Source organism: Winogradskyella psychrotolerans, assembly GCF_018860545.1.
Lineage (GTDB): Bacteria > Bacteroidota > Bacteroidia > Flavobacteriales > Flavobacteriaceae > Winogradskyella > Winogradskyella psychrotolerans_A.
Map to the genome: position 1 here is coordinate 295,844 of NZ_JAHKPN010000052.1, position 22,232 is coordinate 318,075.

The 22,232-nt window shown below is 33.4% G+C and carries 20 protein-coding genes; 5 read left to right on the top strand and 15 right to left on the bottom strand.

All coding sequences use genetic code 11. From position 1 onward, the window contains the following. Positions 1-203: 203 nt before the first annotated feature. The 12 genes from bshA to KO515_RS17280 form a co-directional block, all read right to left on the bottom strand. Positions 204-1,340 (bottom strand): N-acetyl-alpha-D-glucosaminyl L-malate synthase BshA, encoded by a 1,137-nt coding sequence (gene bshA / locus KO515_RS17225; RefSeq protein ID WP_215937574.1) that lies wholly within the window; start codon positions 1,338-1,340, stop codon positions 204-206. A 176-nt stretch (positions 1,341-1,516) separates the two neighbouring features. Continuing rightward, entirely contained in the window at positions 1,517-4,474 is a 2,958-nt protein-coding gene (locus KO515_RS17230; RefSeq protein WP_215937575.1) for a glycoside hydrolase family 3 N-terminal domain-containing protein, read from the bottom strand. 135 nt (positions 4,475-4,609) lie between these two features. Then, a complete protein-coding gene (gene serB, locus KO515_RS17235; protein WP_215937576.1) occupies positions 4,610-5,833 on the bottom strand; it encodes a phosphoserine phosphatase SerB in 1,224 nt (407 codons plus the stop codon). A 69-nt stretch (positions 5,834-5,902) separates the two neighbouring features. Beyond that, positions 5,903-6,388, bottom strand: coding sequence for an ABC transporter ATPase (locus KO515_RS17240; RefSeq protein ID WP_215937577.1), 486 nt, complete (start codon positions 6,386-6,388; stop codon positions 5,903-5,905). A gap of 35 nt (positions 6,389-6,423) precedes the next feature. Next, on the bottom strand, positions 6,424-7,929 hold the full coding sequence (locus KO515_RS17245) for a PH domain-containing protein (protein ID WP_215937578.1): 1,506 nt from the start codon (positions 7,927-7,929) through the stop codon (positions 6,424-6,426). Further along, entirely contained in the window at positions 7,916-8,434 is a 519-nt protein-coding gene (locus KO515_RS17250) for a PH domain-containing protein (RefSeq protein WP_215937579.1), read from the bottom strand. The genes KO515_RS17245 and KO515_RS17250 overlap by 14 nt, the downstream gene beginning before the upstream one ends. Positions 8,435-8,549: 115 nt before the next feature. Continuing rightward, complete coding sequence (locus tag KO515_RS17255) at positions 8,550-8,756, bottom strand: hypothetical protein (RefSeq protein ID WP_215937580.1); 207 nt, start codon at positions 8,754-8,756, stop codon at positions 8,550-8,552. Between the two features lie 12 nt (positions 8,757-8,768). Beyond that, entirely contained in the window at positions 8,769-9,551 is a 783-nt protein-coding gene (locus KO515_RS17260; protein WP_215937581.1) for a (Fe-S)-binding protein, read from the bottom strand. Positions 9,552-9,616: 65 nt separating this feature from the next. Next, positions 9,617-9,811 carry a hypothetical protein gene (locus KO515_RS17265; protein ID WP_215937582.1) on the bottom strand — a complete coding sequence of 65 codons (195 nt, stop codon included), beginning with the start codon at positions 9,809-9,811 and terminating at the stop codon, positions 9,617-9,619. Beyond that, positions 9,804-11,117 carry a (Fe-S)-binding protein gene (locus KO515_RS17270; RefSeq protein ID WP_215937583.1) on the bottom strand — a complete coding sequence of 438 codons (1,314 nt, stop codon included), beginning with the start codon at positions 11,115-11,117 and terminating at the stop codon, positions 9,804-9,806. Before KO515_RS17270 ends, KO515_RS17265 begins: the two co-directional genes overlap by 8 nt. Before the next feature lie 12 nt (positions 11,118-11,129). After that, positions 11,130-12,077 carry an MlaD family protein gene (locus KO515_RS17275; RefSeq protein WP_215937584.1) on the bottom strand — a complete coding sequence of 316 codons (948 nt, stop codon included), beginning with the start codon at positions 12,075-12,077 and terminating at the stop codon, positions 11,130-11,132. 55 nt (positions 12,078-12,132) lie between these two features. Beyond that, positions 12,133-13,248 (bottom strand): N-acetylmuramoyl-L-alanine amidase, encoded by a 1,116-nt coding sequence (locus KO515_RS17280; protein WP_215937585.1) that lies wholly within the window; start codon positions 13,246-13,248, stop codon positions 12,133-12,135. A 112-nt stretch (positions 13,249-13,360) separates the two neighbouring features. Here KO515_RS17280 and KO515_RS17285 point away from each other — a divergent pair, with 112 nt between their 5' ends. Next, positions 13,361-16,123 (top strand): putative LPS assembly protein LptD, encoded by a 2,763-nt coding sequence (locus KO515_RS17285; RefSeq protein ID WP_215937586.1) that lies wholly within the window; start codon positions 13,361-13,363, stop codon positions 16,121-16,123. Between the two features lie 205 nt (positions 16,124-16,328). Beyond that, entirely contained in the window at positions 16,329-16,736 is a 408-nt protein-coding gene (locus KO515_RS17290) for a Rid family detoxifying hydrolase (protein ID WP_215937587.1), read from the top strand. 80 nt (positions 16,737-16,816) lie between these two features. Here KO515_RS17290 and KO515_RS17295 read toward each other — a convergent pair whose 3' ends face one another. Both KO515_RS17295 and KO515_RS17300 read right to left on the bottom strand, forming a co-directional pair. Beyond that, positions 16,817-17,275 carry a hypothetical protein gene (locus tag KO515_RS17295; protein ID WP_215937588.1) on the bottom strand — a complete coding sequence of 153 codons (459 nt, stop codon included), beginning with the start codon at positions 17,273-17,275 and terminating at the stop codon, positions 16,817-16,819. Between the two features lie 137 nt (positions 17,276-17,412). After that, positions 17,413-17,964: a hypothetical protein gene (locus KO515_RS17300; protein ID WP_215937589.1), complete on the bottom strand. Its 552-nt coding sequence runs from the start codon at positions 17,962-17,964 to the stop codon at positions 17,413-17,415. A gap of 124 nt (positions 17,965-18,088) precedes the next feature. Here KO515_RS17300 and KO515_RS17305 point away from each other — a divergent pair, with 124 nt between their 5' ends. The 3 genes from KO515_RS17305 to KO515_RS17315 all read left to right on the top strand — a co-directional run bounded on the left by KO515_RS17305 (position 18,089) and on the right by KO515_RS17315 (position 21,629). Beyond that, positions 18,089-18,865, top strand: coding sequence for a TIGR02757 family protein (locus tag KO515_RS17305; RefSeq protein WP_215937680.1), 777 nt, complete (start codon positions 18,089-18,091; stop codon positions 18,863-18,865). Positions 18,866-18,982: 117 nt separating this feature from the next. Continuing rightward, complete coding sequence (locus tag KO515_RS17310; RefSeq protein WP_215937590.1) at positions 18,983-20,023, top strand: GMP reductase; 1,041 nt, start codon at positions 18,983-18,985, stop codon at positions 20,021-20,023. Positions 20,024-20,141: 118 nt separating this feature from the next. Further along, entirely contained in the window at positions 20,142-21,629 is a 1,488-nt protein-coding gene (locus KO515_RS17315; protein WP_215937591.1) for a S10 family peptidase, read from the top strand. 82 nt (positions 21,630-21,711) lie between these two features. On the opposite strand, the gene KO515_RS17320 is transcribed toward KO515_RS17315, so the two are convergent. Beyond that, positions 21,712-22,179, bottom strand: coding sequence for a hypothetical protein (locus tag KO515_RS17320; protein WP_215937592.1), 468 nt, complete (start codon positions 22,177-22,179; stop codon positions 21,712-21,714). Positions 22,180-22,232 lie beyond the last annotated feature (53 nt).

The window sequence follows — 22,232 nt, forward strand, 5'->3', positions numbered from 1 at the left end:
AGATAGATAGATAGATAGAAGTTATAAAAAAATACGCAGAAATGCTTAAATTATGGTTAACAACCCAACCTAAATTACCGAACACTGAACACTGAACACTGAACACTGAACACTGAACACTGAATACTGAATACTGAACACTGAACACTGAATACTGAATACTGAATACTGAAGAAAATAAAAAAACTAGGTCTTAAAAAAACTTAATGCACTAAAAATTCTTTAAGGGTTTCCTCATATATAGCCTCGTACATTGGAACAATATTGTGCAAGTCAAATTTTTGAGACTGAACTTTTGCGTTGGCTTTAAACTGATTTAAAGTGTCAATATCTGATAGAATTTTTATAGCATTTTTAGACATATCGTTAATAGAAGCTACATCACTCAAGTATCCAGAAAAACCATCTTCGTTAACTTCCGATAATCCACCTGTATTTGTTGAAATAACGGGTACTCCACTAGCCATAGCTTCTAATGCTGCCAAACCAAAACTTTCGGTTTGGGATGGTAATAAAAACAAATCACTAAAGCATAGAATTCGGTCTATTTCATTACTATTCCCTAAGAATATCACACGATCAGAAATCCCTAATTCTTCAACCAATACCTCTGCCCCTTCTTTTTCTGGACCTTCGCCGACCAACATTAATTTTGCTGGTAATTCTTTTTGGATATTATAAAAAATCTTAATCACATCAGGAATACGTTTCACTTCCCTAAAATTACTAATGTGCGTTACAATTCGTTCTTCATCATCTGCCATCATAGCACGTTGACAATCCGTAAAACTGTACTCATGTTTTTCTAAATCTATAAAATTTGGAACCACATGAATATCTCTTTTTATATCAAACAACCGCATGGTATCTTTTTTTAAACTTTCTGATACAGAAGTAACGGCATCAGATTTATTAATACTAAATGTTACGGCAGGTTTATAAAACGGATGACTTCCCACTAAAGTAATATCTGTACCATGTAATGTTGTTACGATAGGAACAAAAATTCCTTCATCTTTAAGCATTTGCTGTGCCATGTAAGCGGCATAAGCATGTGGAATGGCGTAATGCACGTGCAACAACTCAATTCCATGCAATTTTACCATATCTACCAATTTACTCGATAGCGCTAATTCATAAGGTTGGTAATGAAATAAAGGGTATTCTGGCACATGGACTTCGTGAAAATGAACATTGCTACTCAACAATTCTAAACGTACAGGCTGACTGTATGTTATAAAATGAATCTCATGACCACGTTTTGAAAGCTCTAAGCCTAATTCTGTAGCTACGACTCCACTTCCTCCAAATGTTGGGTAACAAACGATTCCTATTTTCATGTATTTTATAAATTATAAGTGTCTAAAGTTAAAAAAAATCTGAAATTCAACTCTTGGATATAGTCGTTATTCAAACAAAGTCCTTTCTAAATTAGTTGTTTTAAATATTATCTTTAGTTCAACCGCTCAAATTCGGTCTATATAAAAATCTCTTAATTTATAACCAACCAAGCTATTTATTCAATTATAGCTTCGTAAATAAGACGTTGAATTTCTGTTCTAATATTTTCTCTTAGCAATAAATTCTTTCCAGCTTCTGGGTACGTTCTATTCGCTAAAAACACATAAACAATTTCTTCCTCTGGATCTGCCCAAGCGTAAGTCCCAGTAAAACCTGAATGTCCAAAACTTGTCATAGACAAACAACCACATGTTGGACCTTCTTCACCCAACTGAGGTTTATCAAAACCTATGCCTCGTCTATTATTATTAGCACAGTAATAACAGTAATTAAATTTATCTATGGTGTCGCTCTTAAGGTAACGCTTACCACCATAAAATCCTTTTTGTAAATACATCTGCATAATCTTAGCAACATCATTAGCATTACTAAAAACACCTGCATGTCCACCTACTCCATTTTGCATGGCAGCTCCCATATCGTGGACGTAACCATGAACTTCCTTAAAACGGTAATAATTATCTATTTCTGTAGGAACGATTTTTTTTAAGCTGAATTTTTCACGAGGATTATACGTCGTATAATTAGCCCCTAACGATTTATAAAAACGATCTTCTGTGATCTCGTTTAACGGTTTATCATAAAAGTCTTCTAAATATTTTTTAAGAATATAGTAAGGTAAATCACTGTAACGGTACCTTAAACTAGACAGCAAATCACTATCACGAATTACCTTTTGAATAGAATCTTGGTAATCATCACGCATATACAGTGTATTGGTAACCTCTACTGTAAAGCCTTCTGTAGGTTTATGCCTATAATATTTTGGACTTGGCTTTTTAGTTACTGAATCTAACGTTGCGTAATAAAATGGAATCCATGGCTTTAATCGAGCATAATGCGACAACATTTTTTTTAAGGTTACATTTCTCTTATTCGTGTTTTTATACTCAGGAATTAAGTCTCCTAATTTATCATTCAAGCCAATTGAACCTTGCTCTTCTAATTCCATTAGAACCGGAAGGGTGGCTAATATTTTTGTCAAAGACGCCACATCATAAATATCAGCAAAATCTACTTTTTGTTTTTTCGCATAGGTGTGATATCCAAAATTCTTATTGTAAATCACTTTCCCTTTTCGGGCGACTATCAATTGAATTCCAGGTGTCATTTTACCATCAACAGCGTAATTTGCAACAGAATCAATACGACTTAAAAGATGAGAATCCATACCCACACGTTCCGGCAAACCATAACTTAAACTCATTAATGAATTATAAGTTTCACCAGTACCAACAGAAAAATATTGTCCTGTACTCACTGGCAATTTCCCTTTTGCTGCAATGGCACCAAAAATAAGCTGAGCCGATTTTTCTTGCGCAATCTTACTATTTTGGTAACTCATGACAATACCGTCAATATTTTCAACAGAAAGTAAATCATTAAGGGCATAAGGTCTCGCAAAAACATCGAGAATAATAGTATTGGTTCTAGCGATTTCATATAACCAAGCCATTTCCCGTTGTGAAAACTCGAAACTTTTCCACGGATTAGCATTAGATTTATGATAACCAACTACAACTGTATTGTAATTTTGAAGCTTTGAAATTATTTCATTAAGTGTAACCCCCTTAATTTCGTGTACTTTGGTATACTTTTTAAGTTCATCTAAAAATACAGAACCATCGTCGTCACCTAAGGACACATAAGCAATTTTCTTAGTTTCTAAATCTCGAAGTGGCAATAATTCATTAGAATTTTTCACGACCGTAATCGCATTTTCCATGAGCTCTTCATAAAGCGCATCATCTTTTATTCTATTGAGATCCTCCATTAAATTGTACATCCCAATTGGAGAATAATTATTAAGCCCTACTTTATATTTAGCCATCAATATTTTCTTAACGGAATGTGCTAAACGCTCTTCAGTTATGGTTCCGTTATTATAAGCCTCAACAAATTTAGCAATGCCTTTTTCTGGATCCTCAGACATCAGCATTACATCGTTTCCTGCCAAAAATGCCATCAAATCAATTTCTCCACCTTGAACTAAACTCTTTGCTCTATTACCATCAATGCCTTTTTCAACATAATCGGCCGCACCTTTCATGGTTAAGGCATCCGTAAAAATCAACCCTTTAAACCCTAAACTATCTTTTAAAATATCTGTAACAATGTGCTTTGATAAGGATGATGGAAAATCGCGTCGTGACTCTAAACTCGGTACATTTAAATGCGCAACCATCACACTAGATAAGCCTTGCTTAATGAGCTTTCTATAAGGGTAAAGTTCAATCGAATCGATTCGTTTTGCACTAAAATTAATCGTTGGTAGTTTTAAATGAGAATCCTCTTCTGTATCACCATGACCCGGAAAGTGTTTGGCGTTAGCTAAGGTCCCGGCGCTTTGCATACCTTTCATAAAAGCTAAGCCTTTTTCCGTAACGTTATCTCTATCCTCACCAAAAGAACGATTACCAATAATGGGGTTTTTTGGATTTGTATTTATATCTACTGCTGGAGCAAAATTAAAATGCACACCTAAACGTCTGCAATGTTCTCCGATTTGTCGTCCGGCTTGTTCTACCAATTTATTATCTGTAATCGCGCCAAGTGTCATATTCCACGGAAACGCATAAGTAGAGTCTAAGCGCATACTCAATCCCCATTCCGCATCCATACCAATTAACAACGGAATTTTAGAAGCCGCTTGTAATTCATTATTTAATTTTGCTTGACGAATTGGTCCACCTTTAGAATAAATTAAACCACCAATATGCTGATTAGTAATTAAATTAGCGATTTCATTTTCATGTGCCATCCCTTTATCAGAAAACACTTGCACCATAAATAATTGCCCTATTTTTTCTTCAATAGACATGGATGTATATAAACTATCAACCCATTGCTGCTGTTGCATGCGATCACTAGATTGAAGAGGATTATTAAAAAGGTCTTGCCCAAAATTAAATTGAAAACAAGAACATAATAAAATAAGGGCAAGGTAACGCATTAGCAATCTTTTTTCGTTTATAGGTTGAACACAAAAGTTATAACGAATATTGTGCCAAATTAGCATATTTAAAAGGAAGTAAAAAGACTTTATGATAGATTTATAACCTGTTTTGTCGAGACTCCAAGTCTAAGTTTACGATAATAAATCAATCTGACGATCATGATAACCCAATAAATACAGAACACCATCTAATCCTATACTAGAAATAGAACTTTGTGCATTATCTTTTACTTTAGGTTTGGCATGAAACGCTATACCTAAACCAGCGAGGTTAAGCATTTGTAAATCATTGGCTCCATCACCAACAGCAATGGTTTGACTAATATCAATTCCCATTTCGTCTGCTAATTGCTGTAAATATTCCGCTTTTTTATTACCATCAACTATTTCACCAAGATAACCACCTGTTAAAGCCCCATCTTTAATTTCAAGTTGATTAGCAAATACATAATCGATATCTAGTTTTTTCTGAAGATAATGTCCAAAATAGGTAAATCCACCAGATAAAATAGCAGTTTTAAAACCGTAATAATGAAGTGTATCTATTAAACGTTTCGCACCTTTAGTTATTGGTAGACGTTCAGCAACCTCTTGTAAAACCGATTCACTCAATCCTTCTAAAAGTTTCATTCTTCGTTTAAAACTTTCATTAAAATCAATTTCACCTTGCATTGCAGATTCTGTAATAGCTTTAACCTGGTCACCTACTCCTGCTAATTCTGCAAGCTCATCAATGACTTCAGTTTGGATTAAGGTTGAATCCATATCAAAACAAACTAAACGTCTGTTACGTCTAAAAATATTATCTTCTTGGAAAGCGATATCAGCATCTAATTCTCGCGATATCTCCATGAATTTTTGAGTAAAATCTGTCTTATCGCCTATTTTACCACGAATTGATAATTGAATTGACGCTCTTGGGTACTCTATTTTTTTAACCAATGATAAGCGACCTGTTAAACGTTTTATAGAATCTATATTTAAGTTCTTTTCTGAAATTATTTTAGTCACTTCAGAAATCTGTTCGGCGGCTAATTTTTCACCCAAAATAGTAACAATATAGCGATCTTTACCTTGTTGATTCACCCAATTCTCGTAATCTTCTAATGAAATCGGTTTGAATTTAGCCTTAATACCAAGTTCATAGGCTTTAAACAGTAAATCTTTGAGTACAGCAGATGATTTTTTACCCGATTTAATTTCAAACATAATACCTAACGACAGCGTATCATGAATATTCGCTTGTCCGATATCTAAAATCTTAGCACCATACTCTGCTAATACACTCGTTAAGCTCGATGTTAAACCTGGTCTATCTTGTCCTGAAATATTTAGTAAAAAAATGTCTGTAGCCACTGGAAATTTGATTGTTGGATGTAAAAATGCTTATTCTATTTGAAATATGAAAGGTTTTGACGTGATGTGTTATTTAATAAAACGACTATGCCAGCTTTCACTTGCAGGAACTTCCCAATTTTCATTGAATTCCGCGATATCTGTTACGAGATTATTAAAAACAATAGTGTTTTTAGACACCGCCTTTTGTTGTGCCATTTTTTTGAAATCAACTAACGGCTTATACGCAATGAATTCACCTTGCTTGTAAGACACGTTCATTTTATCCATGAGATCCACTCCGTATTGTTGTTCTAATTGCTGAATAAATGTCACAGATGAATCTATAGAGCAACCTGTTGCACTGTTCAAACTCTGATCCATTGCAATAACAATAAAGCGTTTGTAAACTAGCTTATAACCTGCTTTAAGATCTTTTCCATGAGCTGTCCAAGCTTCAATAAAGGTATCGAGTTGTGCTTTTAATTGTTCTATTTCTTCATCTGAAAATGAACGGTTAGCTTGGTATATCCAAACGCGAGATTCTTCTGGCAACGTATTAAAATCTACTAACATAAATTAATCTTTTTTCTGACTGTAAAAATAGGGATTTACATCCAATCTCTGTCTTGAGACTCGACCTTAAATAACAAGAAGTTGTAAATTAGTATGGCTTCAGATTTTGATATATACGGAATCGTTACCGATTTTGATGCTGTTGAAATAACAATTGAGGCAATATCTCGTGGCCTTTGAAAAATAGTCTGTTTTAGCTTTATACTTTGAATTTTGTGAATTTCGAGAATATTTGTTGTTGTGTCTATCACACCACTTCCAATAGTAACAAAATTTTCCGAAATTTTATAATAGGCTTTTTTATAAGCAAAATAAACGTACAACGCTGCCAGCGGTAAAAAAGCGGCATTAATCCACAACATTTCAATTCCAAATATACCCAACGACAAACCGTTTAGTACCACTCCAAAAACCAACATTTCTAATGTTGAAATTCGCATAAAATAAGGTCTTGGTTTGGCTTTTTCACTCTCCTCTTCATTATAATTAGATATAAGCTTATTTACTAAATGATTGAGCTGCTCTTTTTCTAATGCGACAATATTGAAGTTCTTTTGCTGCTTTACATTCACCATGGCTTGTTTAACAGCTAAGGTGTGCAAACCAAAGTACTGCTTCACCCGATTTGTGGTAATCACTAAATTCTGAATACGGCTTGGTGTTAAACTCAAGGATACCTTATTAAACAAACCTTTATTAATTTCTATTGTTTTTTGATGCTCTACAACTTCAAGATTAAAATTGATAATAAACGTTTTCACAATTGAAAACAGAAATGAAATTAACACCACTCCAATAACAATAATGACATTAGTGATTATTAAATTATAAAACGTCGCTTCATTAAATTCACCGATACCTTCTAAATGCTGTTCTAGTTCTAATTCTTCTAAAAAATCTTTCAGTTCATTATACAACCCAAAAGCAAACGAAATAATCAGCAAAAAACTCTTAAAATGATTTTGAGATAAGCCTTCTAACAATAACCGTTTTGTCGTGACTTTAAAAAACACTTCAGGTTCTTCAGACCTTCCAATCGCTTCTACATTTTCATTTACTTCGCTGGTTTTATGAAATAATTTTTGCTTTAACAACAACGCTGTTGGTCTATCTAAAGCACTGATTTCAATTTCAGACTTTTTATCTCCTGCCGTTTCAATTTTTACAGAAACCACATTGATAATTTGTTGTAAAAAATTTTGCTTGATATAAACATTCTGAATTTTAGACTTTGGAATTATCGTATTATCCTTATTAATAATTCCTGTGGCTAAATGAAAATCGTCTTCACTGAGATGAAACTTAAAATTGAGATATTTTAAAATGGCAATAATGAGAATAATTAGCAAAATGCCTATTACAGCCATAAGCATCATTGTTGGTGTCACATTTCCGATAGATTTACTTCTAAGCACGGAAACCCCAAATGCAATAAAAAGTATAAAAAACTTTTTGACAAACGTAATGACATTGAATGCAAAAATTACAATAATACCTTTAATCGATTGTCTTATGGGTTGTGAGAAATCAGCTATTTCCATTAACCTCTGCACTTATAAAATCATTAATACCTTTCGCTTCTATGTGAGGAAGACCTTTTATACTGAGATCACTACCAGCTTCACCAGCTGTGAATATTTTTAGGGTTGATAGGCCAAAATGTCTTGCTAACCAACTACGCGATTCCTCCACATGCTGAATTCTAGAAATGGGAACTGTGGTTACAGAATGTACAATTAATCCTTTTGCATAAATTACATCATGACCACGAACCGCATACTTTCGTTTTTTAAAAGCCAGAACAGAAATGATAAAATTGATGATACAGATTACTAAAACTCCTAGAAATACATACCAGAAATTATCTTGAAAACCATCTTCCTTAACGAGGTGTTTTAATCCATATAACGCACCTAAAATTAAACTATACAATGCCAAACTGTTTAGCGCAATAATTTTTAAATATGATTTTGCGATGGGTTTTAACGTCACGCCTTCGACATTAGGTAAGTCTTCTACTTGTATTTGAAGGTTAGTGAAGTTCATTGAATATGGTGCTTTATTTAATCATTTTTTATAGGAATTCCACTTGATAATAAATCATAATATATGCAGACATATATTAGTGATTTAATTACAACCCCAATTTTAATACAAAGGTTTATTCTTTATTTTTAGTCACTTTATACCTAAAAGCATAACTCATTACAAGTCCGAAAAAGACACTATGCAATATAAATTTTAGTATAGAGAAAGGAACATCGGTAAAATAATCATAACCAGCCATAAGCAACGCATATAGCAAGCCACTAGTAATACCTGAAATAATTCTCTTTTTTAGTGGTAATTTTTCGATATTATTTCCCATAACCTCACAGTTTTATGCTTCTGCAATCAACTCTGCAATATCCAACACTTTAATGTCAGCTTCTTTCTCTTTGAATTTTACACCATCGGTCATCATGGTATTACAGTATGGACAACCTGTAGCAATAATTTCGGGTTGTGTTTCTAAAGCGTCTTCTGTTCTTAGTTCGTTGATTTCTTTATTTCCAGGTTCAGCATCTTTAAACATTTGCGCTCCACCAGCACCACAACACAAGGCTGTTCCTTTGTGTCGTTTCATTTCAATAAGCGTGGCATTTGTTTTTTTAAGGACATCACGAGGCGCATCGTAAACACCATTACCTCTTCCTAAATAACAAGGATCGTGGAAGGTGATGCGTTTGCCTTTATAAGTATTTCCTTCTAAGGTTAATCGACCAGAACTCATCAGTTCTTTTATAAATTGTGTGTGGTGAATAACATCGTAATTACCTCCTAAACTAGGATATTCGTTTTTAATACAATTAAAAGAGTGTGGATCGCAAGTCACAATGCGTTTTACTTCGTAAGCGTTGAGCACTTCAATATTCATAACGGCTTGCATCTGAAATAAGAATTCATTACCTGCACGTTTGGCAACATCACCAGTGTTACTTTCTTCCGTTCCTAAAACCGCAAAATTGACGTTTGCTTTATTTAAAATCTTCACAAACGCTTTAGTGATTTTCTTTGCTCTATCATCATAACTACCAGCAGAACCTACCCAAAATAAAATTTCAGGTTGTTTGCCTTCTGCCATCATTTCTGCCATGGTTGGCACTATTAGTTCTTCACTCATAATTTTTCTGTCTTAAAATAAACCCTTTCAACATCACAAGGATTAAATAAAAATTTAAAAGCAATTTATCTGCGCTTAAAAAGTGTATTAGATTTGTAACTCACTAACATAACAAAAGAAAATGCTGAGCTAAACCCACATAAAAACGACACAAACCCGCCAGATTCGTATTTATCCATAATGTAATACACCCCCAAAGCAATAAGAGCTCCTAATATTAATCTTGTTCTAGAACTTAAACGTTCAAGTAAATTACTCATCTTTCCAATTTAAACGGTCCATTTGGTTATAAGGCCAAGGTGCTCCATTGTTTTCTATATTGGTCATCATGTTATTTAATTCCATTGGTGCAGCACTTTGCTCCATAACTAAATAACGACGCATTTCTATTATAATTGATAACGGATCTATACTCACAGGGCAAGCTTCTACACACGCATTACATGTTGTGCATGCCCAGAGTTCTTCGTTAGTGATATAATCGCCTAACAATTGTTTGCCATCATCTTTAAATTCTCCGTTGTTGGCATCAATGTTTTTGCCGACTTCTTCTAAACGATCTCTCGTATCCATCATAATTTTACGAGGCGATAATTTCTTACCCGTCAGGTTTGCAGGGCACTCACTTGTACAACGTCCGCATTCCGTACACGTATAGGCATTAAGTAATTGCACTTGACTCAAGTCCATAACGTCACTTGCACCAAATTTAGCAGGCACTTCATCTTCTGCAGTTTCAGGAGGTGCAGCATAAGGATCTGCATCCGGATCCATCATTAATTTGACTTCTGCCGTAACGGCTTCAAGATTATTTAATTTTCCTTTTGGCACCACTTTTCCAAAATATACATTAGGGAATGCTAAAAGAATATGTAAGTGTTTTGAAAAGTATAAATAATTCAAGAAAATAAGAATACCTACAATATGCAACCACCAAGCCACTCTCTCAATGGTATGTAGAGTCTGTATTTCAAATCCACTAAACCAAGGTGCCATAAATTGTGAAATTACATTTCCAGAATTAGCAGTTTGAAAAACCGTATCCGTAGCATTCATCACTAGGAATAATCCCATCAATACAACTTCAAAATAAAGAATAATATTACCATCACTTTTTGGCCAACCTTTCATTTCTGTGCTGAAGAAACGCTTCACTTTAATGACATTTCTTCTAATCCAAAATATAGTGACTGATACTAACACTAAAACCGCTAAAACTTCAAAAGAACCAATTAGAAAACCATATAATGATGTTGGCAGAAGTTCTTGTCCGATACGATGTGTTCCAAAAAGTCCATCGATTATAATTTCTAAGACCTCTATATTAATTATAATAAAACCAACATATACAATAGCATGCAAAAAACCAGAAACTGGTCGTTTTACTAATTTGCTTTGGCCTAAGGCTATATTAACAACGTTTTTCCAACGTTCTGGTTTATGGTCATTGGCATCAACCTTATGACCCAATTTTATATTACGGATTAGCTTTTTTACATTACTCGCAAAATAGCCAATACTTGCAATTAAGAGAATAGCAAAAATGATATTTGGTACGTATTCCATGATTGAATGGATCTAATTATTGTTTAACTGCTCTTGTGTTGGTTCCTCGTATGGAATCTCCCTTTTGGACAAAATACGTCTGTATCTCGCAGGATGCAACTTAATATCTAAGAGTAAGAGTTGGAGTTCTTTAGATGCATTATCTAAATTATCATAAAGCGAATCATCAGTCAACAATTTACCTAAAGAGCCTTCACCTGCAGAAAGTCCGGTTACTAATTGGTTAAGCTTAGACACCATCTCATCTAAATTCTTAACCGTATTAGAAAGTTTAGCGTCGTTTAAATCCTTTATTAATATGGCCAATTCAGCACTTGTTTTATCAAAGTTTTCTAAAACAGAAGCAATCTTTTCATCATTTTTACTGAGAAGATTATCTGCTCTTACACCTACCCCTTTAAATGTTTTTAATGTGGCGTTTAATTCTGCTATCGTTTGTTTTAAGCCATCATCAGAATCATCAACAACCAACTCATTTATATTTGTTAATAAGGTATCTGAAGAACGAAGCGTTGTTCCCAAATCTTCACTAATTCCGGCAAAATTCTTTTCTAAACTAGAAATCATTCCTGGTTTTACTTCTGATTTAATAAAATCTCCTGGTTTTGCGAATTCATTATCATTTGCTTCAACAATAGATAAAGCATTGCCCCCCATTAAACCTTCTTGGTATAAACGGATTGTACTATTTTTCGAAAATTTTAACTGTGGAGTTACTGTAAATGAAATACGTGTTTTACCAGAATCGAAATCGTATTTTATCTCTTCTACTTCACCAACCTTATTACCTTTTACAGTTACCGGGGATGACGTTTTTAAAGCATTATAATCGAATTCAGTATAATAGACGTTTGACTTATCAAACAAATCTTCACCTTTAAGAAATGTAAATAGGTATATACAAAAGGTGATGCCAGCTATGACTAATATGGCTGTTTTAACTTCTCTTGAAATTTTCAATGGGCTTTACTTTAGTTTGCTAACAAAATTAGGAATAAATATACTAATAATGATTCTAATTTGATTCTGTTTTTAACGCATCTGCGACGGCAATTTTATTATTTCCTTTGTACGCTACGATAAAAGCACCAGAATATCCCGATAATTTTGCTTCGTTTTGGAGCTCTCTTGCCTTATTATAATCTGAAGTATGACCACTGTAATATTTATAAACGGCACCCGATTGTTCCCTTGAAATATCAGCTAAACCTTTAAAATTATAAGATTTTGCTTCTAGTTCTCTAGAACTGGCTGCTATTTGAACTTTGAATATTACTCCCTCAATAATTCGCGGTTCAACTTTAGTTTCAACCATGGATTCGGCATCGACATGAAGAATATGACTCCCAACATTTAGGTCGAGTTCCTTTTTATAATCCAATATGGCCGTTTTTATAGCACTAGCCATTTTAGATTGACCAGCCTTAGTATTAAGATAACTACCTTCACTATTATTGGTTAAAAATCCAACTTCAACCAATACACTTGGCATATAGGTATTTCTAATAACTAATAAACTCGCTTGTTTTAATCCCCTACTCTTACGCTTAGCCTTATTAATAAAATTGTCTTCAATTTTTCTAGCTAAAACAATACTTTGTTCTACATATACTTCTTGTTCAATCCCTATAGCAATAGTAGATTCTGGTGAGCTTGGATCAAAACCAGCATAATTCTCTTTATAATTATCCTCTAAGAAGATCACTTCATTCTCTTTCTTAGCTACTTCAAAATTACGACCTGTATTTTTTTCACCTAAAACAAAAGTTTCTGTTCCACTCGCTTGTGAGCTGTGCGCATTACAATGTATAGACACAAATAAATCGGCATCGGCTCTATTTGCAATATTGGCACGCTCATGCAGTTCCACGAAAACATCAGTTTTACGGGTATAAATCACCTTTATGTCTGGGTTTCTCTCTAACTCTTTTCCAACTTCTAAAGTAACTTTTAACGCAATGTTTTTTTCACTGTGTCCATTACCAACGTTCCCAGAATCGTGTCCACCATGTCCAGCATCCAAGACCACAACGAATTTATCCTCTTGAGCAGATAAAGTTGTAAAAGATGTTAAAGTACTTATAAATAAAAAGCTTAAAAATACTATTGTAGGTTTTAGTGTCGTTTGCATATTTAAATTTAACGGTTTATAAAGTCGGTTTATTATTTAATGCCATATTAGTATAACAGTATTTTTTAATTTCTAATTTTATTGAATTAATCACAAAAAAATAGCTGTACTTTTGGCGTTTCAAAAACCGAGCCATACTTTTACAAAAATACATTTAAAAGCATTGCATACAAAAAGCTTATACATACTTTTTATCTTGAGTTTTACAGTGTTTATCAACACGTTTAGCTTCGCTCAAGAATTACCTAAGAAGACCGGAACAATTCCAGCAGAGCAACGCAAAGACTCCACTACTATTGTGGTTGATTCCATTATTACACCTCCAATAAACTTAAAGGAAACTGATTCTACAACAAAAGATTCCGTAAAACAAAAAAGTTTATTAGAAGGTACTGTAAAATATAGAGCTACTGATTATGTGTCCTTAAGCCAGAAAAAGAAAAAAATATATCTATATAACGAAGCCGAAGTGTTATACCAAGACATGGAAATTAAGGCCGGAGTTATAGTTATAGATTATAGCAAAAATTTAGTTTATGCCGGACGTATAAAAGACTCTACAGGGTATTCTCAACGCCCTGTTTTTACTCAAGGTGAAAATGTTATAGAACCCGATTCTATTGTTTTTAATACTGAAACTAAAAAAGCATTAGTTTTTAATTCTAGAACAGAGCAACAAGGATTTAAAGTTTATTCGCCAATAACTAAAAAAGAAAACGATTCGGTATATTTTATGAAATACGGTCGATTTACAACGGCTGAAGATGAAGAAGATCCTGAATATCAATTTATAACCTCTAAAATGAAAATGGTTCCCAACAAAAAGGTTGTTGTTGGCCCAACCTATATGGAAATTTACGGAGTTCCGACTCCTATAGCTTTACCATTTGCATTTTTCCCGATGACACAAACACAAACCTCTGGTATCATTTTCCCAACTTTTGGTGAAGACAGTAATAAAGGTTATAATTTACAGAATGGAGGTTACTATTTTGCCATAAGTGATTACTTAGATTTAGCTGTTCTTGGAGATTACTACACCAATGGTAGTTATGGTTTACGAATAGAAAACAATTATGCCGTTCGTTATAAATTTAGCGGTAATATAAGTTTTAGATATGAAAACTTATTAAATCAAGAACGTGGATTTCCAGATTTTACACAAAGTACAGTTTATAATCTTAGGTGGTCGCATAGCCAAGATACCAAGGCTAGTCCTAACTCACGATTTTCAGCCTCCGTTAACTTAGGTAGTAGTTCATATTACCAAGAATCAATTAACCAATTGAACCAGTCTAATTTTTTAAATAACACCTTATCGTCTTCGGTTTCTTATTCTAAAACATTTTCTGGCGAACCACAAGTTAATCTTAGCTTAACAGCAACACATAGCCAAAATACAAATACAGGTGATATTGATTTAACCTTACCAACAATGCAAGCGTCCATGGGTAGAATTTATCCTTTCGCTCCAAAAACGGGAACTAAACAAGGCGCTATTGATAATATAAACTTTCAGATTACATCTAGGGCAGAATATAGCATAGAAACCAATGATTCTATTTTTGGTAAACCTGAAATGTTTGACGACGCTATAACTGGAATGAAACACAGCATTCCATTAACGACCAACTTTAAAGTCTTTGATTATTTTAGTGTGAGCGCAAGTGCTAATTTAGAGGAGACTTGGACACTTGAAACCATTAAAAAATATTACGACCAATCCTTAGAAGAAGAAGTTTCTATAGACCAAAGTGGTTTTGACCGCTTTTTAACGTATAATGTTGGAGCAAGTATTGGTACAACTATTTATGGTATGTACGATTTTGAGAATGAAGACAAATCAGCAAAGTTAAAAGCTATAAGGCACGTTATGAGACCCTCATTGAGTTACTCTATTAGTCCTGCCTTTGATCAATATTATGAAACCTACGATGTTATTGATGCAGACGGAACAACTTCAGATCAAGTAGAATATACAAGGTTTGAAAATTCCTTATACGGAACTCCAGGCAATAGCTACTCTAGTAGTATAGGAATGACTTTAGGTAATAATCTTGAAGCTAAAATTCAACCTAAGGATTCTACAAGTACAGAAGCTGAAAAAATAACAATATTAAATAATCTAAATTTTTCTACAGCTTATGATATTGCTGCCGATTCATTAAGGTGGAGTCCTTTGCGCGTGACTGGTGGTACACAAATCTTGAATAATAAGATGAGTATCAACTTTGGTATGACGCTCAATCCTTATGCTTTAGATAGTAATAATAGTGTCATTAATACTTTTAATATCAATAACGGAGGAAGTCTTTTTAGGTTAACCTCTGCTAACGTAAGTATGAGTTACACGCTATCTAACGAGAGTTTTTCAGGTGAAGAATCTGCAGAAAAGGAAGCATCCGCAAAAGAATCTGCACGTTCAGGAGGGCGAACCGATGACCTATTTGGAAGGTCAGAAGACTACGCAGACAAACGGCTATCCGATAGAGAGGAAGGTGATGAGAAAGAAGAAAATAATGAATTTTATAACTACAAAATGCCGTGGAGTTTAAAATTAGCCTATTCTGCAAATTATACAAACACGAAACGTGATAATACCATATCTTCAAATTCGCTAATGTTTTCTGGTGATGTGGATATCTCACCAAAATGGAGTGTTGGAGCATCCTCTGGTTACGATTTCTTAAATCAAGGATTTACTTATACACAATTACGATTTGAACGCGACTTATTAAGTTGGCGTATGAATTTTTCTTGGATACCATTTAGCGATCGTTCATCTTGGAATTTCTTTATAGGTATAAAATCAAACTTACTTAAAGATTTAAAGTACGACAAGAGAAAACAAGCGGATCAAAGTGTCGGTAATTAAAGTAGCCTAAATGGCTTAAATTAAGCTAATAAAGCCCTTATTTGAAAGTATATTGACTTTGTCATTTTATTACATTCCCTATATAAATCAAGTTCTTTATTTTGTTAACAACGCATCTTTTAGAACTTGTTGAAGTGAAATTGTATTACTAAATTTGTCTTCTGTTTAACTAATTAACAACTTCCATTTTGATGGAAATATTAAGATGAAAAAAATAATAAACACAACCAATGCACCCGCTCCGATAGGACCATACAATCAAGCCGTTTTATCAGGAAATACATTATATACTTCAGGACAAATCGCGTTACATCCCGAAACTATGGAGCTCGTTATAGACGATATAAAAACGGAAACGAAACAAGTAATGGAAAATATGAAAGCGGTTTTAAAAGCTGCTGACATGACGTTTGAAAATGTTGTTAAATCATCTATTTTTATTAGTGACATGAATAATTTTAAGCAGATCAACGATGTTTACGGAACGTATTTTTACGAGTCTATTGCACCTGCTAGAGAAACTGTTGAAGTGGCAAACTTACCTAAATTTGTGAATGTTGAAATTAGTATGATTGCTGTAAAATCAGAACAAAAAACATTATATAAAAAATAGTATAGAGCTTATTTTTAATTAATTAGAATTGAGTAATCAGTTCTAATTAATTAGAAATAATACTTATCGTTTATCTCACTTCAGTATGATTTTTCTTTTTTCAAACGACCTGTAGGTAGGTAAAATTTCCAAACTCCAACTTTCTTCCCATTTGAATACTGACCTTCTTTTCTTAAATAATATTTACATAATTTAAAATCATAACTATAATTATTAAAGTAAACATCAAAGGTCATATGGTTTTTAGAATCCAAAAAAACGTCTAAGTTAGACGCATTCGTTTCTATTTTAGTAGTTAATTGTTCCATTACTAAATGTCCTTTTGCATCATAATAAGTATTCGATAAATTTGTTCCCCAATCATCATAAATTGATATCGTTTTTGAGCCACTTTTGTAAAAACGTGTATGTTTCCCTACATTCATTTCATAATAGAATTCCCCATGTTTATAAATTTTTGTAAGGCCACATAGTTTAGGTTTCCCATCTTTATAACATTCGTTTATCTGAATGGAATCTATCAAGATTAAATGATTCATTAATTTTAAATAGTTTTTACCGTGTTGACAAAAACCAATTTGAAATACGCAAATAAGGAAAGTTGTGAAAACTAATTTCATGCCGAATCTAATTTTATATTGTTATACTATTGGACTAGCCTGATTGTTTAAACATTTTATTCAAATTGAATATCTCCTTCTTCATTTAAAATTGGTTTAAACCACTTCATATAATAAAACACACGTTTCCTTATATAGACCATCAAGTATATTCCTAATGCAAGAATCAAACCATATATCATAACGAATATGAAAGCAGCCTTATAATCAACATCGGTATTAAAGACTGAATTTAATTCGCTAAACGATCGTATAATTGTTACAGAGAACCATAATATTCCTGGCAAAAAAAAGCGTCCATTAAATTTCCAAATATTTAGTGTGATATAAATAGAAAGTAAAAGTGAAATGAGTTGAATAACATTAAATGCATTCATTAATTCAAATATGCCGATTAATTCAAACAAGAGATAAAACCCCCAAATTAAAGACAATACTACATGACTATTTTTAAATTCTTTCCAAAGTTCATAAGAAGGGCGAGATGCTAAAATATTTCTAAGATTTTCATCATCTATTTTGTCTTTGTACTGATTATATAGCACTGACTTTACAGCTCCTTCGCTAATTTCTTTTGTGATTAGTTTCCTAATGTCTTTTTCGTTCATAAAGGTCTTAAAGGGTATTTTCCGACTTACTTAAAAACGAAGTTAACATTTTAATAGTAAACATCATTTACTCTTATTAATCCCGATTTATAAAGAAGCTGTATTTTTACATTCAAATTATTCCATAAAATTGAAACTTAAAACATCAGAACTTAAAAATTTCTTAGACGAAAAGGTTAACCTCTACAATAATCCAAAATTTATTGAAAGCGACCCTATTCAAATTCCACATCAATTCTCTAAAAAAGAGGATATTGAGATTGCTGCCTTTTTAGCGGCTACCATTGCATGGGGAAATAGAAAGAGTATTATTAAAAATGCCAATAGAATGATGGAGTTGTTAGACCACTCCCCTTTTGAGTTTATAATGCAGCACCAAGCATCTGATTTAGAAAAACTAAGCTCATTTGTACATCGTACGTTTAATGGAAATGATTTTATGCAGTTCGTTGAAAGTTTACAACACCTCTACAAAAACCATAATGGCTTAGAAGCTGTATTTTTTAAATATGCTGAAAAGGATTCTCTTCAAAAAAGTATTCACGAGTTTAAAAAGGTATTTTTTGAAATTCCGCATTTAGAGCGTACACAAAAGCACGTAAGTGATCCACTTAAAAATTCTGCTGCGAAGCGGATTAATATGTTTTTACGTTGGATGATACGAAACGATAATAATGGTGTCGATTTTGGCATATGGAAATCATTATCACCTGCCCAATTAAGTTGTCCTTTGGATGTGCATTCTGGAAATGTAGCCCGTAAATTAGGTTTACTAAACCGAAAACAAAATGACGGTAAAGCTTTAGCCGAATTAGATAAAGCCTTAAGAAAACTAGATCCTACTGATCCTGTTAAATATGACTTTGCTTTATTTGGGCTTGGAGTTTTTGAAGACTTCTAAATTACTATCAATCATGCTATAACCAATTGTTAATAAAACATGGTAATTCAAATACCATTGTAAACATCCTTTTTTAAAGAACTTGTATTTTTGGATAACACCAAACTCACTCCAAAGATGCATATAGAACACGAAATAAAATTAGGCTTTAAAGATGTCATGATTCGTCCAAAACGGTCGACACTAAAAAGCAGATCTCAAGTGACTTTAGAACGTAATTTTACGTTTTTAAATAGTACAGCAACTTGGACAGGTATTCCAATAATGGCTGCCAATATGGATACTGTTGGCACTTTTGAAATGGCGTTAGTTTTAGCTGAACAAAATCTATTTACAGCCATCCATAAGCATTATACAGCAGATCAATGGGACGCATTTTTAAATTCAGCTCCCAAAGACATTATAAACTATATAGCAATAAGTACAGGAACGGGTAAGGAAGATTCTAAAAAGCTTAAAACTGTTTTTAAAAGTCATCCTGAATTAAAATTCATTTGTATAGATGTTGCCAATGGATATTCTGAACATTTTGTAGAATTCTTACAACAAACACGAGCACAATATCCAGATAAGGTTATCATCGCCGGCAATGTGGTTACAGGCGAAATGGTTGAACAGTTACTACTTTCTGGAGCAGACATTGTCAAAGTTGGCATTGGTCCGGGTAGTGTTTGCACCACTCGCGTCAAAACTGGTGTTGGCTATCCGCAATTGTCGGCTATTATAGAATGTGCTGATGCGGCTCACGGCTTAGGTGGCCAAATTATAAGTGATGGTGGCTGCTCTACTCCTGGTGATGTTGCTAAAGCATTTGGTGCAGGTGCTGACTTTGTAATGCTTGGTGGTATGTTTGCTGGACATACTGAAAGTGGTGGAGAACTTATAACTCGAGACGGAGAACAATACAAACAATTTTACGGCATGAGTTCTACTACAGCTATGGATAAATATGTTGGTGGTGTTGCAGAATACAGAGCTAGTGAAGGCAAAACGGTTGAAGTGCCATACAAAGGTGACGTAAAAAACACGCTACAAGATATTTTAGGAGGTTTACGAAGTACATGTACCTATGTTGGAGCCGCTCGCCTGAAAGAATTAACTAAGCGCACCACATTTATTCGTGTGGCTGAACAAGAAAATCAGGTTTACAATCATTAATTATTTTTATCGAAATCATTATCACCGAAATAAACTAATGATTTACAGTGTTTTAAACGCAGTTGAATTAAATATTCATTTTAGTATCTTTAAGCTTTTCAAATAAAATCCAACGCTTATGAAATTTCGTCTTATTATCCTTTTGTGTATTAGTTCTACCTTTTGCTTTTCGCAAGATTTAAAAATTCCTGTGGATACAGCTTACGTTACCAATCATACTGTAACTATTAAAGGCAAACAAATCAATTACGAAGCGGAAACTGGATTTCAACCGGTTTGGGATACGGATGGTAAAATGATTGCCTCGCTTTATTATACCTATTACAAACGTACTAACGACACAAAAAACAGTAACAGGCCAATTGTATATTCTTTTAATGGTGGACCAGGTTCTGCATCGCTTTGGATGCATATTGCTTACACAGGGCCAAAGATTCTAAATATTGATGACGAAGGTTATCCCATTCAACCCTATGGTGTAGAGGACAATCCTAATTCTATTTTAGATGTAGCGGATATTGTATTTATAAATCCTGTAAATACAGGGTATTCTAGAAAAGTAGCTGATAAAGACGGAAAAATGCCAGATAATAAATTATTCTTTGGTATTAATGCAGATATAAAATATCTCGCAAGCTGGATGAACACCTTTACAACAAGACATAATAAATGGCAATCACCTAAATATATAATTGGAGAAAGTTATGGAGGCACACGCGTTATGGGTCTATCTCTAGAGCTTCAAAATAGCCAATGGATGTATCTTAATGGTGTTATTATGGTATCACCTGCAGACTATAAAGTTTTGCGCGTTGGTGGCCCATTATCTTCAAGTTTGAATTTACCATATTACACAGCTGCTGCTTGGTATCACAAAGCATTACCTCCTGCACTTCAAGACAAAGATTTATTAGACATCTTGCCAGAAGTAGAACACTTTGCAATAAACGATGTAATGCCTGCGATTGCTAAAGGTGGTTTTATTCTAGAGGCTGAAAAAAATGCAATTGCTAAGCAAATGAGTTATTACTCTGGTTTGTCTGAAAAAGTCATTTTACAACAAAACCTTGATGTGCCAACACGCTTTTTCTGGAAAGAATTATTACGTGATAAAACCGGAGAAACGATTGGACGATTAGATTCAAGATACATCGGTATAGACAAAGTTGAAACGGGAACAAGTCCTGATTATAGTGCAGAACTCACCTCTTGGTTACATTCCTTTACTCCGGCAATTAATTATTATATTCAAAATGAATTAGGCTTTAAAACAGATGTAAAATACAATGTTTTTGGCAACACTGGTCGTTGGGATGATTCTAATGATACAACCAGAGACGATTTACGTCAAGCAATGGCACAAAATCCGTATTTAAAAGTATTGACACAATCTGGTTATTACGATGGGGCAACCACTTACTTCGCTGCTAAATATTCGCAATGGCAAGTAGATCCTAGTGGAAAAATGAAAGATCGTTTTTCATTTAAAGGTTACCGCAGTGGACACATGATGTACCTAAGAAATGAAGACTTAATTAAAGCGAACGATGACTTACGTGAATTTATCGCGAATTCATTGTCTAATGGTAAATCCGCTAAGTATTAAATAAAGGCGTCTATACGTCACTTTTAAATGAATCGCTAATTAATTAGATTTAAATGGGCACTATCAATAATTTTGATAGGTGTTACGCTGTCTTCTTTTTTAGACAGAATATTAAAATACTTATCAAAGTACCGAATAGAAAACCGGAAAACAGATAATATTCAAAGTGAAACTTATTAATTGAGTAGTTCGGTTTTATACCATCTGAAACATCAAAATTAGATATAGACGCTAATGTATCAGAGATATAAAGCACCCTAAACCCCCAAAATAGCATTCCAAAACCAACTATAAAAAGTAATGTATAAATCCCTTCCGTTAATAGTGGAAGTTTTTTGATACGCTGAATAATTAAATAAAGAACAGGAATAAACCCAATAGCAAGTGCAAATATTAAATGAGAATTAAATTGCCCTGCACTACTACGGCTATATAATTGTATCGTTTCGTTATTGACCATAGACAATAACAGGCTCAAAAATGGTTTATAGATTACAAACCCAATCATTATACATATAATTATAGCTATAAAAGTATATACTGTTTTCATAAAATCAAATATATAAATAAAAAAGCCTCCCGAAAATCGAGAGGCTTTATAAT